Source organism: Solimonas variicoloris DSM 15731, assembly GCF_000382285.1.
GTDB lineage: Bacteria > Pseudomonadota > Gammaproteobacteria > Nevskiales > Nevskiaceae > Solimonas > Solimonas variicoloris.
On sequence record NZ_KB907942.1, the window covers coordinates 24,694 to 39,675 of the forward strand.

Below are 14,982 nucleotides of genomic sequence, written 5' to 3' on the forward strand. Positions count from 1 at the left end.
CAGCCGATGAATACCACCGACTCCCGATCACAGGACACGCCGCTGGTCGCCGGGCGCTGGCTGCTGTGGACAGCGGCCGCGTTCGCCGTCGCGGCCGCGCTGCTGCTGATCGGCGGCGGCTACGAGGCCGGCTTCTTCGCGATCAACGACGCGGCACGCGTGCTCAGCGACGGCGAGCTGTCGCGCCTGACCCAGCTCGGCGACTCGCTGACCGCGCTGAGCCTGTTCCTGATCTTCGCCTGGCGCTATCCGCGCGCGCTGTGGCTGGCGGTGCTCGGCGCGCTGATCGCGACGGCGCTGTCGCACGGCATCAAGCCGATCGCCCACCTGTCGCGTCCGCCGGCAGTGCTCGACCTCGAGCTGTTCCGCCATCTCGGCCCGCTGTGGAAGCGCGACAGTTTTCCGTCCGGGCACACGGTGACCGCCTTCGTGGTCGCCGGCGCGCTCGCCTGCGAGCTGCGCGTGACCGGCCGCGTGCTGCTGCTCGGCGCCGCGCTGCTGGTCGGCCTGAGCCGGGTCGCCGCCGGCGTGCACTGGCCGGTCGACGTGCTCGCCGGCGCCGCGCTGGGCCTGGTCTCGGTGCGTCTCGGCGGCCTGCTGATGCAGCGCTGGCGCTGGGGGCTGCGCCCGTTCGGCCATCGCCTGCTGGTGCTCGCGCTCGCCGGCTGCGCGATCGCCGACTTCATCCGCGTACCGTCCTACCCGGGAGCGCACGGCCTGACGCGGCTGATCGCGGTGCTCGGCCTGGCGCTGAGCTTCTTCCACTACGTGATCCTACCGCGCCTGCAGGCGCGCATGCACGGCGCACGCGCGGCGACGCAGCCGCACTGAAGCGGCGCCGGCCCGACCGTTCCGGGCGCGGCAGTTCAGTCCGGGTTCACCGCGAATCGCCAAGCTGCGGACACGCCCGGCCGGCGCTTTCGCGCGCCAGCCGGCGACGGCAGAATGCCGCGACAAGAACGAATCGGTCCGCGCCATGAACGACACGCCGCCCGCGGCTTTCGCTCCGCCTTCCGCGGACCTCAACACACGCGCCCATACGCTCGGCCCCTCGCGCGGCGTGTTCGCGCGCCTCGGCATCGGCGCGCAGACGCGGCTCGAGAACTTCGTCGCCCGCGTCTCGCGCTTGCCGGATGCGCCGGTCTACGACCAGCGCGACTTCGCGTGGACGCGGACGCTGGAGGCGCACTGGCCGGCGATTCGCGCCGAGCTCGACCAGGTGCTGCAGATGCGCGATCAGCTGCCGGCCTTCCACCAGATCCTCGACGAGGTGCGCACCATCACCAGCGACGACCGCTGGAAAACCTACTGGCTGCTCGCCGCCGGCGTCGACTGCCGCGAAAACCAGGCGCGCTGCCCGCAGACGACGGCGCTGCTGCGGCAGATTCCCGGCGTGCTGACGGCGTTCTTCTCGATCCTCGCACCCGGCAAGAAGATTCCGCCGCACCGCGGCGCCTACAACGGCATCCTGCGCTGCCACCTGGGCCTGATCGTGCCGGAGCCGGCCGAACGGGTCGCGATCCGCGTCGGCAACCGCATCTGCCACTGGCGCGAGGGCGAGACGCTGATCTTCGACGACAGCTTCAATCACGAAGTCTGGAACGACACCGACGGCTGGCGCGTGGTGCTGTTCATCGATTTCGCGCGGCCGCTGCGCCAGCCCTGGCACGCGCTGAACCGCCTGTTCCTCGGCATCGCCCGCTTCCTGCCGCTGCTGCGCCGCGCCAACCGCCGTCACCGCGACTGGAAGCGCGCGTTCTACGCGCCGCGTCCGTAAGGACGCCGCCGACGCCCGCTCAGCGGGCCGCGGCCGCCGCGCCGGTCGCGTGCGGCGCGTCATCGTCATCGGCCGCGCCCAGTTCGTGCACGACCGGGCGCAGCGTCAGCGCGATCAGCCGGTAGAAGTACGACCAGTCGAAATGCTTGGCGTGCGACTGCTGGCCGTTCGCGGCGAGCCAGGCCGGAATCTCCTCGGGCCGGTCGTAGAGCGCCAGCGGAATGCCGGCCGCGGCGCTCTTCTGCGCGGCCAGATCGACGACGACGCGGACGATGAACCACGGCACGCCGTGCTCCTCGCTGGCCAGCACCGCGGCGAAATCCTCCTGGTCGACGACGAAGCGCGGCGGCGGCGGCAGGCCGAGGCGCTGCGCGGCCAGCGCCATGCGCCGCTCGATCGTGCTGCGCGCGTGATGGCTGGTGACGAACTGCGAGCCGCTCGCCGACCAGCCGTCGAGCCACAGCGCGGGCCGGTACGGCGCGACGCCGTGGAAGGCGGCGACCTCGTCGCCGATCGGCGGCAGTTCGAGTCCGGCGACGCTGCGGCCGATGCGCGCCAGCAGCGCCGGATCGGGCTGCAGCACCAGCCGCGCGACGCGGCCGGCGTCGGACAGCAGCGGCTGGCCGCGCATCTGCCAGCTGAGGCCGGCGAAGGTCTGGCCGCCGTCGAGCGCGAAGTCGTACCAGTTGCCCTGATCGTGCTGCACGGCGGCGGCCGCGACGATCACGTCGCCAACGCGGGTCGCGCCGCCGCCGCCGGCGATGCCGACGAAGCCGAGCGCGCGCACGTTGAAGTGCTGCAGCAGCACGGTGGCGCCGATCGCGGCGTTGTCCATGTTGCCGCCGGCGACGGCGGCGATGATGTTGGCGCCGGCCCAGCGGCCGACGTGGAACTCGCGACCGACGATGCGATACACGGCGTCGATCTGCGCGTCCTCGACGATCGCCGAAATCTCCTGATAGGCCGAGGCCAGCAGCGCGATGCTCGGCGCATCCGGCAGGCGCGCCGCATCGGGCAGGCGCACCCAGCCGCGCGCCGCGTCGAGGCCCGGATTGGCGGCGCGCAGCGCGGCGACGCTGACGCCGTGGCGCAGCGCGATGCGCGCCCAGCTGTCACCGTCGGCGGCGCGGTACGCGACCGACACGCCGGCCCAGGCCGGCAGCGCCGCCGAAAGCCCGAGCAGCAGCGCCAGCAGCAGGCCGCCCGCCGCCCGCCGCATCACCGTTCCTGGCCGGAGCGTGCTCACAGCGGCGGCCGCGTCCAGCCGCCGCTGCGGCCTTCGATGTAGCGCGCGACGGCCAGCGCCACATCCTCGCGCCACGGCGGCGCGACGACCTGGATGCCGATCGGCAGCCGGCCGTCGGCCGAAGCCCCGCAGCGCACGACGACGACCGGCCAGCCGGTCGAGTTGAAGACGCCGACGTCGCTGAGCATGCCGCGATAGTCGCCGGGCACCGACGGGTCCCAGTCGATCGGCGTCGCCGGTTCGCCGGCGACCGGACACAGCAGCACGTCGTACTGCGCGAACCAGCCGAGCAGGCGCGACTTCGCCGCGTCCGACTGCTCCCAGGCTTCGACGAATTCCGAGGAGCGCAGCGGCTTGATGGCGCGGATCGACTCGTCCATCGTGCCGGACAGGTGGTGCGTGCCCCACTTCTGCGCGAGCCGCTGGTACCAGGCCCAGCCGTCGCCCATCGACAGCTTGCCGCGCATCTCATGCAGCACGGCGAGATCGGCGGTCGGGCAGTCCTGGCGCACGTCGGCCGCCACCTCGCCCAGCCAGGCGGCCGCCTGGCGGATCAGCCGCTGCGTGTCGGCGTCGACCTTCGACAGCCCGTTCTCGGGCCAGAACACGACCTTGAGCGCGGCCAGATCGACGCCGTCCGGATCGGCCCAGGCGATCGGCACGCAGGCCGCGTCGCGAAAATCCGGGCCGCTGATCAGCGGCGCGATCAGCGCGAGATCCTTGACCCGCCGCGCCAGCGGACCGATCTGCTGCCAGGAGTCGAGCACGCCGCCGTAATCGACGATGTGGCCGGTGCGCGGCACGCGCCCGGCCGTCGTCTTGAGACCGGCGACGCCGTTGACGTGCGCCGGCAGGCGCAGCGAGCCGCCGATGTCGGAGCCGACGTCGAAGGCCGCGCCGCCGGCGGCGACGTTGGCGCCGGCGCCGCCCGAGGAGCCGGACACGGTGCGCGTCAGGTCATAGGGATTGTGCGTCGAGCCGTACAGCATGTTGCTCGTGGTGTTGATCGCGCCGACGCCGCCGACCGTGAACTCCGGCGTGTTGGTCTTGCCGAGCAGGATCGCGCCCTGCGCACGCAGGCGGCGGACCACGGTCGCGTCGCGCGGCGGCACGTACTGCTGGCGGCCGTAGGTGCCGCCGGTCGAGATCACGCCCTCAGTATCGAACGAATCCTTGATCGTCATCGGCACGCCGTGCAGCGCGCCGGCGAAGTCGCCGCGCGCGGCGCGCTGGTCGAGCGCGCGCGCTTTGGCGCGGGCGCGCTCGTAGCAGTTCATGACCACGGCGTTGAGGCGGTCGTCGATCGCGAGCTGGCGCGCGATGTAGGCGTCGACCACTTCCAGCGCCGACAGCTGGCGCGCGCGCAGCAGGTCGGCGAGCTTGCTCGCCGACATGTAGAGGATCTCGTCGGAATCGACGTCGGCGGCGACGCGGGCGACCGCCTTGGCGCTGACCCGGCTGCTCGCCGCCAGCGCCGCGGCGCTGGCCGCGCCGCGCAGGAAGACGCGTCGCGAGACACGGGCGGCCGAAGAGGAAATCGCGGGCATGGGCAAGCTCCGGTTCAGATCGGGGGACGGCGGTAACCGCCGGTATAGGCTTCGATGTGGCGCAGCGCCGCGATCAGCTGGTCCTCGCGCCAGGGCCGCGCGATCAGCTGCACGCCAACCGGCAGCGCCGGCTCGCCGGCGGCGCTGCCGGCGCGCACGACACCGGCCGGCCAGCCGTTGGTGTTGTAGATGCCGAGGTAGTACGGGCTCATCCGCCGCCGCGGCGCGGGCGCGGCCGCCGGCGCCTGCTTCGCCGCCGGCGGCAGCGGCGTCGGCCGCTCGCCGATCGGCAGCGCCGCGCGCGTGCTGGCCGGGCACAGGATCAGGTCGTACTGCTCGAACCACGCCAGCTGCTCGCTGCGCACCGCGTCGAGTTCTTCGGCATAGCGCGTGAAATCGGCGCTGGGCAGCTCGTCGCCGCTGGCTGGCGGCAGGCTCGGATACGGCGTCGCGGTACCGGCGCGCTGCAGCAGGCTGCGCGTCAGATAGCCGCCGGCGGCGCCGCTGTAGGCACCGCGCAGGCCGGCCAGCTCGCCCATCTTCGGCGGCATGTCCTCGCGCACGCGGCAGCCGGCCTCGGCCAGCGACTGCGCGCAGCGCCGCACCAGTTCCTGAATCTCGGCGCTCGGCGGGTTCTCGCCGTTCGTCGCGTAGACGGCGACGCGCAGGCCGCGCAGGTCGACGGCGTCGGCATCGCCGAGCGGCACCGGCTGCACCGCCGCGTCGCGCGCGTCGGGGCCGGCGATGATCGGCAGCAGCAGCGCCAGATCCTCGACGCGGCGCACCAGCGGGCCGATGCCCTGAAAACTGTCGTAGGCGCCGCCGTAGCCGATGATGTGACCCGTGCGCGGCACGCGGCCGTGCGTCGGCTTGAGGCCGACGACGCCGCAGGCATGCGCCGGATCGCGGATCGAGCCATAGAAGTCCGAGCCGAGATCGAAGCTCGCGCCGCCGGCGGCGACATTGGCCGCCGAGCCGCCCGACGACGCGCCCGGCTGGTAGTCGGGATGGTAGGGATTGCGGGTGACGCCGTAGACCAGGTTGTCGGTGCCGCGCGGACCGACACCGAGCGTGAACTCCGGCGTGTTGGTCTTGCCGAGCAGGATCGCGCCGGCGGCGCGCACGCGGGCGACGACGGTGGCGTCCTGGCCGGGGATGAAATGCGCGCGGCCGAGCGTGCCGCCGGTCGACACCAGGCCTTCCGTGTCGAACGAATCCTTGATCGTCATCGGCACGCCGTGCAGCGGCCCGAGCGGCTTGCCCCTGGCCTGCGCGGCATCGGCCTCGCGCGCTTCGTACAGCGCGCGCTCGAAGCATCGCGCGACCACCGCGTTGAGGCGCGGATGGAGCGCTTCGATGCGGGCGATGTGCAGGCGCACCGCCTCGCTCGCCGACAGCTGGCCGGCGCGGATCAGGCCGGCGAGCTTGGTCGCCGACATGAACAGCGGATCGTCGCTGCTGTCGCTCGACACGCGGTAGCGCGGCGCGGCGGCCGGCAGCGGCGCGGCGCCGAGCAAGGCGCGGCGGGTCGGCGCGGGCATGGATGTGGCACTCAAAGCGGAGGTCTCCGGTAGCCGCCGGCGCGGCGTTCGATATGGGCCATCGCGGCGAGCACGAGCTCGTCGCGCCAGGGCTGGCCGACGACCTGAATGCCGAGCGGCAGGCCCGGATCGAGGCTCGACGTGCCGGTGCGCACGACGCCAGCCGGCCAGCCGTTGTTGTTGAATACGCCGAGATAGGAAATGCCGGCGACGCGCGGCCCCGGCGGCGGCGGCAGGCGTTCGAGATCGATCGGCAGCGCCGCGCGCGTGCCGGCCGGACAGAGGATCAGGTCGTAGCGCTCGATCCACGCGAGCTGCTCGCTGCGGATCGCATCGAGTGCTTCGGCGGCGCGCGTCAGCTCGGCGACCGGCGCTTCCTCGCCGCCGAGGTAGAGGCCCGGCGAAGCCTGGGTCGTGCCGCTGGCCGCCAGCAGGCGCCGCATCGGATCGCTGCCGGGCGCACCGGCGTAGGCGAAGCGCGCCGCCGACAGCGCCGCCATCTTCGGCGGCATATCCTCGACCACGCGGCAGCCGAGTTCGCGGAACCAGGCCGCGGCCTGCCGCACCAGCGCCTGGTTCTCCGCCGTCGGCGCGTTGAGGCCGTTGCTCGCGAACCAGGCGACGCGCAGGCGCGACAGCTCGACCGCGGCCGGATCGCCGAGCGGCACCGGCTCGATCACCGCGTCCTGACGGTCGGGGCCGGCGATGATCGGCAGCAGCAGCGCCAGATCCTCGACGCGGCGCGCGATCGGGCCAATGCCCTGGAAACTGTCGTACGGCCCGCCGTAGCCGATGATGTGGCCGCTGCGCGGCACGCGGCCGTGCGTCGGCTTGAGCGCCGCCAGCCCGCAGGCGTTGGCCGGTCCGCGCAGCGAGCCGCCGAAATCGGAACCGATATCGAAGCTCGCGCCGCCGGCGGCGACGAGCGCCGCCGCGCCGCCCGACGAGGCGCCCGGCTGATAGTCGGTGTCGTAGGGATTGCGCGTCAGGCCGTAGACCAGATTGTCGGTGCCCTTCCAGCCGCCGCCGAGCGTGAACTCCGGCGTGTTCGACTTGCCGAGCAGGATCGCGCCGGCGGCGCGCGCGCGGGCGACGACGGTGGCGTCGCGCTTCGGCACGAAATCGCGCCGACCGAGCGTGCCGGCGGTCGAGATCACGCCCTCGGTGTCGAACGAATCCTTGATCGTCATCGGCACGCCGTGCAGCGGGCCGCAGCGCGCGCCGCGCGCCAGCGCCGCGTCGGCGGCCGCCGCTTCCTGCAGCGCGCGCTCGAAGCAGGTCGCGCCGAGCGCGTTGAGGCGCGGATTGACCGCTTCGAGCCGCGCGATGTGCAGACGCACGACCTCGCTCGCCGACAGCTGCCGAGCGCGGATCAGCGCCGCCAGCCGCGTCGCCGACATGAACAGCGGATCGTCGTCGCCGGGCGCCGCCGCGGCCGGCACCGCGGCCCGCGTCGCCGCCGGCGCGGCGATGCCGGCGACGGCACCGCCGAGCAGCTGGCGGCGGCTCAGCCGCGACGGCGGCGCAGGCGGGGTCGTCATGGCGTCTCCGCGTAGTCGAAGCGCTCGCCGGGCAGCGCCGGCGTCAGCGGCGGCGCGCGGCGGCGCTGCGTGCGCGCCTCGTAGCCGCTGGCCAGCCGGATCAGCGTCGGCTCGGCGAACGGCCGGCCGATCAGCTCGATCGAGAACGGCATGCCGTCCGGCTCGAAATAGCCGCCGGGCACCAGCACCGCCGGCAGGCCGGTATACGCGTGCAGGCCGTTGCGCATCTCGCGCCGCGCCGTGCCGCCGAGGCTTTCGTCGACACCCGGCGCCGTCACCGTGCGGTACGGCAGCACCAGCGCGTCGAGGCGGTGGCGCTCCATCAGCGCGAGCAGCGCATCGCGCAGGCGCGCCTGCTCGCGCAGCGCGGCGAGAAACGGCGGGTAGCGGTCGAGCGAGCGGATCGCCGCGACTTCGCGCAGGTACGGATCGACGGCGTCGCCGCCCTTGCGCAGCATCTCGTCGAGCGAGCGCATCGGCGCGCCCGGCGGCAGGCTGCGCAGATAGGCATCGGCGGCGATGCCCTGCTCGTAGGTGGCGCTGCTGGCCGCGCCCTGCGCCTGCGGCAGATCGATGCCGCTCAGCAGCGGATCGACGAGCACCGCGCCGGCCGCGGCCATGGCCTTGAGCTCGCGCTCGAACAGCGCGCGCCCGGCGGCGTGCGCCGGACCGCCGCGCACCATCTCGCGCAGCACGCCGATGCGCGCGCCGCGCAGGCCCTGCGCATCGACGTACGACGCGTACGGCCGCTCGGGCAGACGGCCGAGACCGGCCAGCGTGCTGAGGTCATCGGGATCGAAGCCGGCGATCGCGTCGAGCACGGCGGCCGCGTCGTAGACGCTGCGCGTCATCGGCCCGGCCCGCTCCTGCACCGGCGAGTTCCACATCATGCCGCGGCGGCTGACCAGGCCGCGCGTCGGCACGATCGCGACCACGGCATTGAGCGCCGCCGGAATCAGCAGCGAGCCGCCGGTGTCGCTGCCGAGCGCGACACTGCCGAACCAGGCGGCGGCGGCGACGCCGGAACCGGAGCTCGACGCGCCCGGATAGCGCGTGAGGTTGTACGGGCTGCGCACCGGCCCGCCGAGCGAGCTGCCGCTGCCCGACGCGCTGCCGTACCAGTCGGCGAGATTGAGCTTGGCCAGCACGATCGCGCCGGCCGCGCGCAGACGCTCGACGACGAAAGCGTCGCGCGCCGGCTGCGAAGTCGCCATCGGCGCGAAGCCGCCGGTGGTCGGCAGATCGTGGGTGTCGAAGACGTCCTTGACCACCACGACGACGCCGTGCAGCGGTCCGCGCGGGCCCTGGCGCCGACGCTCGGCGTCGAGCGCGCGCGCCTCGTCGAGCGCGCGCGGATTGAGCGTGAGCACGGCGCCGAGCCGCGGTCCGTCGTGGTCGTAGGCGGCGATGCGCGCCTGGTACAGCTCGACCAGGCGCTCGGAGCTGAGCGCGCCGGCCGCGAACGCGGCGTCGAGATCGGCGACGGTCGCGGTCGACAGCTCGAAGTGCGCGGCCTCGGCCGGAACGAGCGCGCCGGCCAGCAGCGCGGCGCAGAGGAATCGTGGCAGGCGCATCGGGATCAGTAGCGGAAGCGCTCGCCGGGCAGCGGCGGCGTGTGCGTCGGCAGCGGCAGCGGCGGACCGCCGTGCTCGTAGGCATCGGCCACGCCGATCAGCAGCGGCTCGCTGAAGGCCGGACCGACGAAGGAGATCGAAATCGGCAAACCGTCGCGGCTGAGGCCGGCCGGCGCGACCAGATCGGGAAAGCCGGTGATGTTGCCGATGTTGGTCAGGCCGACGCCGATCGACTTCACGCCCGGCGGTGGCGGCGGCACGCCGCGTCCGGTCAGCGGCTCGTCGGCGATGATGCGGTGCGGCGGCCGCGGCCGCGTCGGGTAGACGAGTACGTCGACGCGCTGCTGCTCGAAGACGCCGAGCACGCCGTCGGCAACCATGGCGACGCCGTGCTCGCGCGCCGAGCGGTAGGCGAGCGAACTCATGCCCTGCCCGCTCGTCACGCGCTTGGCGAGCCCTGCGTAGACGACCGGATACGGCGACCACGTACCCTGCGGCGCGCGCAGCGCCAGGCCGCGCTCGGCCAGTTCGGCCAGCGTCTTCGGATAGCCCGGCGCGAGGCGGCCGAGGTAGGCGTCGAAATAGACCGCCTTCTCGGTGTCGCAGACGACCTTGACGATCGCACGGCGCGTCGCCGGATCGACGACCTGCGGCGGATAGGCGACGTCGACCAGCTCGGCGCCGAGCTTGCGCAGACGCTCGAGCGCTTGCGCGAACGCGGCGTCGACGTCGGCATCGGCGCCGCTGCCTTCGCGCAGCACGCCGATGCGCAGGCCGTCGAGCGAGCGGCGGCCGAGGAAGACACGGTAGTCACGATGCGTCTTGCCGAGGCTGTCGGCGGTATCGGCGTCGCCGGGCTCGTAGCCGGTCATCGGGCCGAGCATCGCCGCCAGATCGCTGACGTGGCGCGCCATCGGTCCGGCAGCATCGTAGCTGTAGCAGGTCGGGATGATGCCGTCGCGCGACAAAAGGCCGCGCGTCGGCTTCAGGCCGTAGACGCCGCCGACCGAGGACGGACTGCGCAGCGAGCCGCCGGTGTCGGTGCCGAGCGCCAGCGGCGCCAGCCAGGCGGCGAGCGCGGCGCCGGAACCGCCGGACGAACCGAGCGGCGTGAAGTCCGGATCGTAGGGATTGCGCGTCTGGCCGTGGATCGAGCTGAAGCCGGCGCCGCCGGCGGCGAAGTCGTCGAGATTGACCTTGGCGAGAATGATCGCGCCGGCCTCGCGCAGGCGGCGGATGATCGGCGCGTCGGCCTGCGGCTGCGCGCCGGCGAGCACGAACGAGCCGCCGGTGGTCGGCATCTCGACGGTGTCGATGTTGTCCTTGACCACGACCGGAATGCCGTGCAGCGGCCCGCGCGGGCCCTTCTGCCGGCGCTCGCGGTCGAGCGCGCGCGCCTCGTCGAGCGCGTGCGGATTGAGCGCGATCACCGCGTTGATGCGCGGCCCGGCCTGGTCGTAGGCCTGAATGCGCTGCAGATAGAGCGAGACCAGCTGCTCGGCGCTGAGCGTGCCGGCCGCGTAGGCGGCGCCGATGTCGGCGACGCTGGCGCGCGACAGCTCGACGCTGGCGGCGCCGGCGACGGGCGCGGCGCCGAGCAGCGCCGCACCGAGCCACAGCGCAGCGCCGGCCGCGCGCGCCGCCGTGCCCGCGTTCAGAAGCGCCATTCGGCGCCGCCGTAGACGCCGCGCGGCAGCGCGCGATAGCCGTAGACCTGGTCGTAGCTGCGATCGAAGAGGTTCTCGACGCGCAGCTTCAGCGTCAGCTGATCCCAGAGCTTGTAGCTGGTGTAGACGCGCGCGACCAGATAGTCGTCGGCGCGGCCGGTGCTCTCGATGCTGTCGTAGGCCGCGTTGGCGCCCATGCCGACGGTCCACACCGGCAGGAGGTCGAGCGAGGTCGAGGCGTCGATCGAGTGTCGCGGACGGCGCGTCAGGCGCGCGTCGGTGGTGCTGTCGGTGGCGTCGAGGTAGGTGTAGCCGAGGCGCAGATTCCAGATCGAGGTCGGGCGCAGCGTCACGCCGAACTCGGCGCCCTGGGTCTCGGCCTTGGCGCGGTTGACGTACATGCCGGCGTAGGTCGTCAGATCGGTGTACTCCCAGTCGATCAGATCGCGGAAACGGTTCTGGAAGTAGGTGGCGCTGAGCGTCGCCATGCCGTCGAACAGCGACTGGTCGACACCGACGTCCCAGCCCTTCGACTTCTCCGGCTGGATGTCCGGATTCGGCTGCTGGTTCCAGGCCGGCACGCCGTAGCGGTCCGACGAGCCCGGCGCGGCGAAGCCGGTGCCGTAGGTCGCGCGCAGCTTGGTCTTCGGCAGCACCATCCAGGCCAGGCCGGTGCGCCACGTCGTCGCGCCGCCGACGGTGTCGTAGTCGTCGCGGCGCAGGCCGGCGTTGAGCGTCAGCGTGTCGGTGATCTGATAGGTGCCGGACAGGAAGCCGGCGACGATCGTGTCGTCGCTGCTCGTCGCGTTGATGTCGTACTTGGACGATTCGTAGTTCGCGCCGGCGACCAGTTCGAGCCCGTCGAGCGCCTTCCACGCCGTCTGCCAGTCGACGATCGTGCGGCGGTTGGCGAGATCGCTCTTGCCCCAGGAATCGGTCCAGGTGTAGTCGCGCCGGTGCAGCGCCGCCGAGACGTGCGAGGTCACGCTGTCGCTGGCGCGCCACTCGGCGTAGACGGTGCCGAGATAGTTCGCCGAATCGACGACGCCGGGCGCGAAGTAGTAGCGCGAGCCGTTCGAGTGATACTCGCCGGACTGGCCGCGAAAGGTCGCGCCGATGTCCCAGTCCGGATCGAGCGCGTACGACAGGCGCGCCGAATAGTTCTGGCTGTCGTAGTCGTTGTTCGGATCGTGATTGTCGGTCTGGTAGTGGTTGAACGAGGCGCTGTAGCCGAGATCGCCACTGCTGCCGGTGGTCGCCAGCGAGGCCGAGAAGGTATCGAAGGAGCCGCCGGTGACCGACACGCCGCCGGCCGGCTTGGCCGAACCTTCGGCGGTGTTCATCAGGATCACGCCGCCGATCGCGGCGCTGCCGTACATCGTGCTTTGCGGGCCGCGCAGGATTTCGACGCGGTCGAAGCCGGACAGATCGGCGCCGCCGAGAAAGTTGTCGTAGGTCGCGGCGCGGTCGTTCATGCGCACGCCGTCGACGATGAACAGCGTGTGGTGCGGATACGCGCCGCGGATGTAGACCGCCGACTGGCCGCCGACCGCGCCGGTGTTCATGACCGAGACGCCGGGCTGCGCGGCGAGCGCGCTCTTCAGATCGTCGACCTGCGCCTTCTTCATGTCGGCCAGCGAGACCACGCTGACACTGCTCGAAGTGTGGCGCGCCGACTGCGGCGTGCGCGACGCCGACACCACGATCGTGTCGATGCCGTCGTCGAGCGCCGCGCCCTTGTCGGCCGCCGGCTCGACCGTCTTCGCCGGCGCCGCCGGAATGATGCCGACCGTCTTGTCGCCGACGGCGTGGAACGCAAGCGGGCTGCCGTCCAGCATCGCCGCCAGCGCCTGGCTCAGCGGCATGCGGCCCTGCACCGGTTTGCTGGTCTGACCGTTGACCAGATCCGAGGGCATCAGGATCTGCACGCCGCTCTGCTTGGACAGCGCGATCAGCGCGCTGGTCAGCGACTGCGCCGGCACGTTGACCTCGACCGGCTTGGCCAGCACGCCTTCCTGCGCCCCGGCCACGCCCACGCCCGCCACACTCAACGCCAGCACGATACCGGCCGACGAACTCATGCCCGCCGCGCCCCGCCAGAACCTACGCATATGCCCCCCGAAAATGGATGGATGCCGAATTGGTTTTCCGGTAGCTATGACGTACGAGTCCGGCGCGGCGGCGCTCGCCGCCGCATTTTTTTCGCGCAACGGAGCGCTATCGCTATGGCAGACACAAAAAAGGCGCCGCGAGCGGCGCCTTTGGCAGACAAGCCCTTGTTCAGTCGCCGTGCGCGGCGCCGGCGCGCGCCTGGATCACGATGCCACTGCCCTGCTGCAGCACCTCGACCGGGAACTCGCTCGGCAGTGCGCGCAGCCATTCGTCGGTCGCGGACGTCAGCAGCGTGCCCGAGAAGCGCAGCTTGCCGACGTCGCCGTGGATGAAGACCGGGCGTCGCGTGTAGCGATTGAGATCGGCGATGACAGCGCCGAGCGGCTCGTTGTTGTATTCGAGACGGCCCTCGCGCCAGCCGAGCACCGCCTGCGGGTCGACGGCACCGACCGTCGGATCCTTCTGCCCCTCGTCCCAGCTGACCTGGCCGCCGGCCGAGACGACGACGGCATCGCCTTCCGCCACGGCCGCGGTCTGCGCGCCGGTGCGATAGACCTTGACCACGCCTTCGGTGACGGTGACGACGACCCGGTCCGCCGCATGGCGCACGTTGAACGCGGTGCCGACCGCGCGAATGCGGACGTCGCCGGCGGCGACGATGAACGGCCGCCGCGGATTGTGCGCGACCGAGAAGAATCCCTCGCCACTGTCCAGGCTCAGATTGCGCTGCGCCTCGTCGTAGTGCACGGTCACCAGCGAATTGGCCGCCAGCTCGACGCGCGAGCCGTCCGACAACGTCGCCGCGTGCACGGTTTCCGTGCTGGGCGCGACGACGGCATCGTCGTCGAGCAGCGACGGCTCCGACTGGTCGCGCAGCGTCCAGCCCAGGCCAAGTGCCAGCACGCAGGCGCAAGCCGCGCCGAGCACCGCGACGCGGCGGCGGCGCACGCTCAGCGGCTCGAAGAAATCGAGGGTCGTGGCGACCAGCGTGCCACGCGCGCGGCGCAGCGCGCCGGTGCGGCGCCGCGGTGCCGCCGGCCGGGCGGCGAGCAGCTCGCCGTCGACGACCTCGTCGGCCAGACCACCGCTCAGCGTCCACAGCTCGCGCACACGTTCGTAGGCCTGCTGGTTGCGCGCGTCGGCTTCGTACCACTGCACCCAGCTGACGATCTCGGCCTCGCTCGCCGCGGCGTCGCGCAGGCGCTCCATCCACTCCGCCGCCGCCTCGAGGCGCTGCGCGTCGATCTGACTGTGCCGGCGGCCGTCAGGCTTCATTGAAATATCCGTTCCTTTGCTTCTGCGCTCGTCAGGCCATCCAGCCGCAGGCGGCAGTAGGCTACGACACGGCGCAGGTATTTTCTGGTCTGGCTGTCACGCAAGCCCAGCTCCTCGCCGATTTCCTCGACGCTCTTCTCCTCGATCCGCGACAGCAGGAACGCCCGGCGATAACGCTCGGGCAGCTCCAGCAGCGCCTGCCGTACGATAGCCAGATCCTCGCGCGCCGCATACAGCCGGTCGGGGCTGAGCGTATCGGTCAGCTCGTCGAGATCGTAGACCTTCTCGATCTGCTCGCCGCGAATCCGGTGCCGCAGGCGATCCTGGGCGATGTTCACCGCGGTGCGGAACAGGTACGCGCGCAGATAGCTGACCGCGCCCGGTTCGTGCAGCTGCAGCATGCGCACGTACGCTTCCTGCGCGACCTCGCGGGCCTCGGCCTCGGTGCCGAGCCGGTGCTGCAGCATCGACACCAGAGTGCGGTTGTGGCGCTCGAACAGCTCCGCCAGTTCCGATGCGCGCGGCGGCGCGTCCGCGCGCCGCTCGTCTCCCGAGGACGGCTCCTCGAGGAGGAAAACACCGTTGATAGCCATGGACTCCAGCACTGAGGATGAGGCCCCGATCTGGATAAGACGTCCGAGCGCCGCTTTGCGGCGCTCGCCAACGCAAATCAGCGGAGCGATTGCACTGGCGAATCCATAG

General features: G+C 72.2%; 11 protein-coding genes. 2 read left to right on the forward strand and 9 right to left on the reverse strand.

The window, feature by feature from the left end:
* Positions 1-6 precede the first annotated feature (6 nt).
* Both H149_RS22350 and H149_RS0115915 read left to right on the forward strand, forming a co-directional pair.
* Positions 7-831, forward strand: coding sequence for a phosphatase PAP2 family protein (locus H149_RS22350; RefSeq protein ID WP_020650763.1), 825 nt, complete (start codon positions 7-9; stop codon positions 829-831).
* 145 nt (positions 832-976) lie between these two features.
* On the forward strand, positions 977-1,777 hold the full coding sequence (locus tag H149_RS0115915) for an aspartyl/asparaginyl beta-hydroxylase domain-containing protein (protein WP_020650764.1): 801 nt from the start codon (positions 977-979) through the stop codon (positions 1,775-1,777).
* 19 nt (positions 1,778-1,796) lie between these two features.
* Here H149_RS0115915 and H149_RS0115920 read toward each other — a convergent pair whose 3' ends face one another.
* The 9 genes from H149_RS0115920 to H149_RS21365 all read right to left on the reverse strand — a co-directional run bounded on the left by H149_RS0115920 (position 1,797) and on the right by H149_RS21365 (position 14,873).
* Positions 1,797-2,996 (reverse strand): phosphorylase family protein, encoded by a 1,200-nt coding sequence (locus H149_RS0115920; protein ID WP_020650765.1) that lies wholly within the window; start codon positions 2,994-2,996, stop codon positions 1,797-1,799.
* A gap of 23 nt (positions 2,997-3,019) precedes the next feature.
* A complete protein-coding gene (locus H149_RS0115925; protein ID WP_020650766.1) occupies positions 3,020-4,570 on the reverse strand; it encodes an amidase in 1,551 nt (516 codons plus the stop codon).
* Positions 4,571-4,584: 14 nt separating this feature from the next.
* On the reverse strand, positions 4,585-6,111 hold the full coding sequence (locus H149_RS0115930; protein ID WP_020650767.1) for an amidase: 1,527 nt from the start codon (positions 6,109-6,111) through the stop codon (positions 4,585-4,587).
* 11 nt (positions 6,112-6,122) lie between these two features.
* A complete protein-coding gene (locus H149_RS0115935) occupies positions 6,123-7,652 on the reverse strand; it encodes an amidase (RefSeq protein ID WP_020650768.1) in 1,530 nt (509 codons plus the stop codon).
* Complete coding sequence (locus tag H149_RS21350; protein WP_020650769.1) at positions 7,649-9,226, reverse strand: amidase family protein; 1,578 nt, start codon at positions 9,224-9,226, stop codon at positions 7,649-7,651. The genes H149_RS0115935 and H149_RS21350 overlap by 4 nt, the downstream gene beginning before the upstream one ends.
* Positions 9,227-9,231: 5 nt before the next feature.
* Positions 9,232-10,893, reverse strand: a complete 1,662-nt coding sequence (locus H149_RS21355; protein ID WP_020650770.1) for an amidase — start codon at positions 10,891-10,893, stop codon at positions 9,232-9,234.
* A complete protein-coding gene (locus H149_RS0115950) occupies positions 10,881-12,974 on the reverse strand; it encodes a TonB-dependent receptor domain-containing protein (RefSeq protein ID WP_169518366.1) in 2,094 nt (697 codons plus the stop codon). Before H149_RS0115950 ends, H149_RS21355 begins: the two co-directional genes overlap by 13 nt.
* Positions 12,975-13,173: 199 nt before the next feature.
* Entirely contained in the window at positions 13,174-14,280 is a 1,107-nt protein-coding gene (locus tag H149_RS22355; protein WP_020650772.1) for a FecR family protein, read from the reverse strand.
* Positions 14,277-14,873: an RNA polymerase sigma factor gene (locus tag H149_RS21365; RefSeq protein ID WP_020650773.1), complete on the reverse strand. Its 597-nt coding sequence runs from the start codon at positions 14,871-14,873 to the stop codon at positions 14,277-14,279. Before H149_RS21365 ends, H149_RS22355 begins: the two co-directional genes overlap by 4 nt.
* Positions 14,874-14,982: the final 109 nt, after the last annotated feature.

Excerpts from the sequence above, each read along its gene's own strand:
- H149_RS0115920 (WP_020650765.1), bottom strand. The coding sequence starts at position 2,996 with ATGCGGCGGGCGGCGGGCGGCCTGCTGCTGGCGCTGCTGCTCGGGCTT.
- H149_RS21365 (WP_020650773.1), bottom strand. The coding sequence starts at position 14,873 with ATGGCTATCAACGGTGTTTTCCTCCTCGAGGAGCCGTCCTCGGGAGAC.
- H149_RS0115925 (WP_020650766.1), bottom strand. The coding sequence starts at position 4,570 with ATGCCCGCGATTTCCTCTTCGGCCGCCCGTGTCTCGCGACGCGTCTTC.
- H149_RS22355 (WP_020650772.1), bottom strand. The coding sequence starts at position 14,280 with ATGAAGCCTGACGGCCGCCGGCACAGTCAGATCGACGCGCAGCGCCTC.
- H149_RS0115950 (WP_169518366.1), bottom strand. The coding sequence starts at position 12,974 with ATGAGTTCGTCGGCCGGTATCGTGCTGGCGTTGAGTGTGGCGGGCGTG.
- H149_RS21350 (WP_020650769.1), bottom strand. The coding sequence starts at position 9,226 with ATGCGCCTGCCACGATTCCTCTGCGCCGCGCTGCTGGCCGGCGCGCTC.
- H149_RS0115930 (WP_020650767.1), bottom strand. The coding sequence starts at position 6,111 with ATGCCCGCGCCGACCCGCCGCGCCTTGCTCGGCGCCGCGCCGCTGCCG.
- H149_RS0115915 (WP_020650764.1), top strand. The coding sequence starts at position 977 with ATGAACGACACGCCGCCCGCGGCTTTCGCTCCGCCTTCCGCGGACCTC.
- H149_RS22350 (WP_020650763.1), top strand. The coding sequence starts at position 7 with ATGAATACCACCGACTCCCGATCACAGGACACGCCGCTGGTCGCCGGG.
- H149_RS0115935 (WP_020650768.1), bottom strand. The coding sequence starts at position 7,652 with ATGACGACCCCGCCTGCGCCGCCGTCGCGGCTGAGCCGCCGCCAGCTG.
- H149_RS21355 (WP_020650770.1), bottom strand. The coding sequence starts at position 10,893 with ATGGCGCTTCTGAACGCGGGCACGGCGGCGCGCGCGGCCGGCGCTGCG.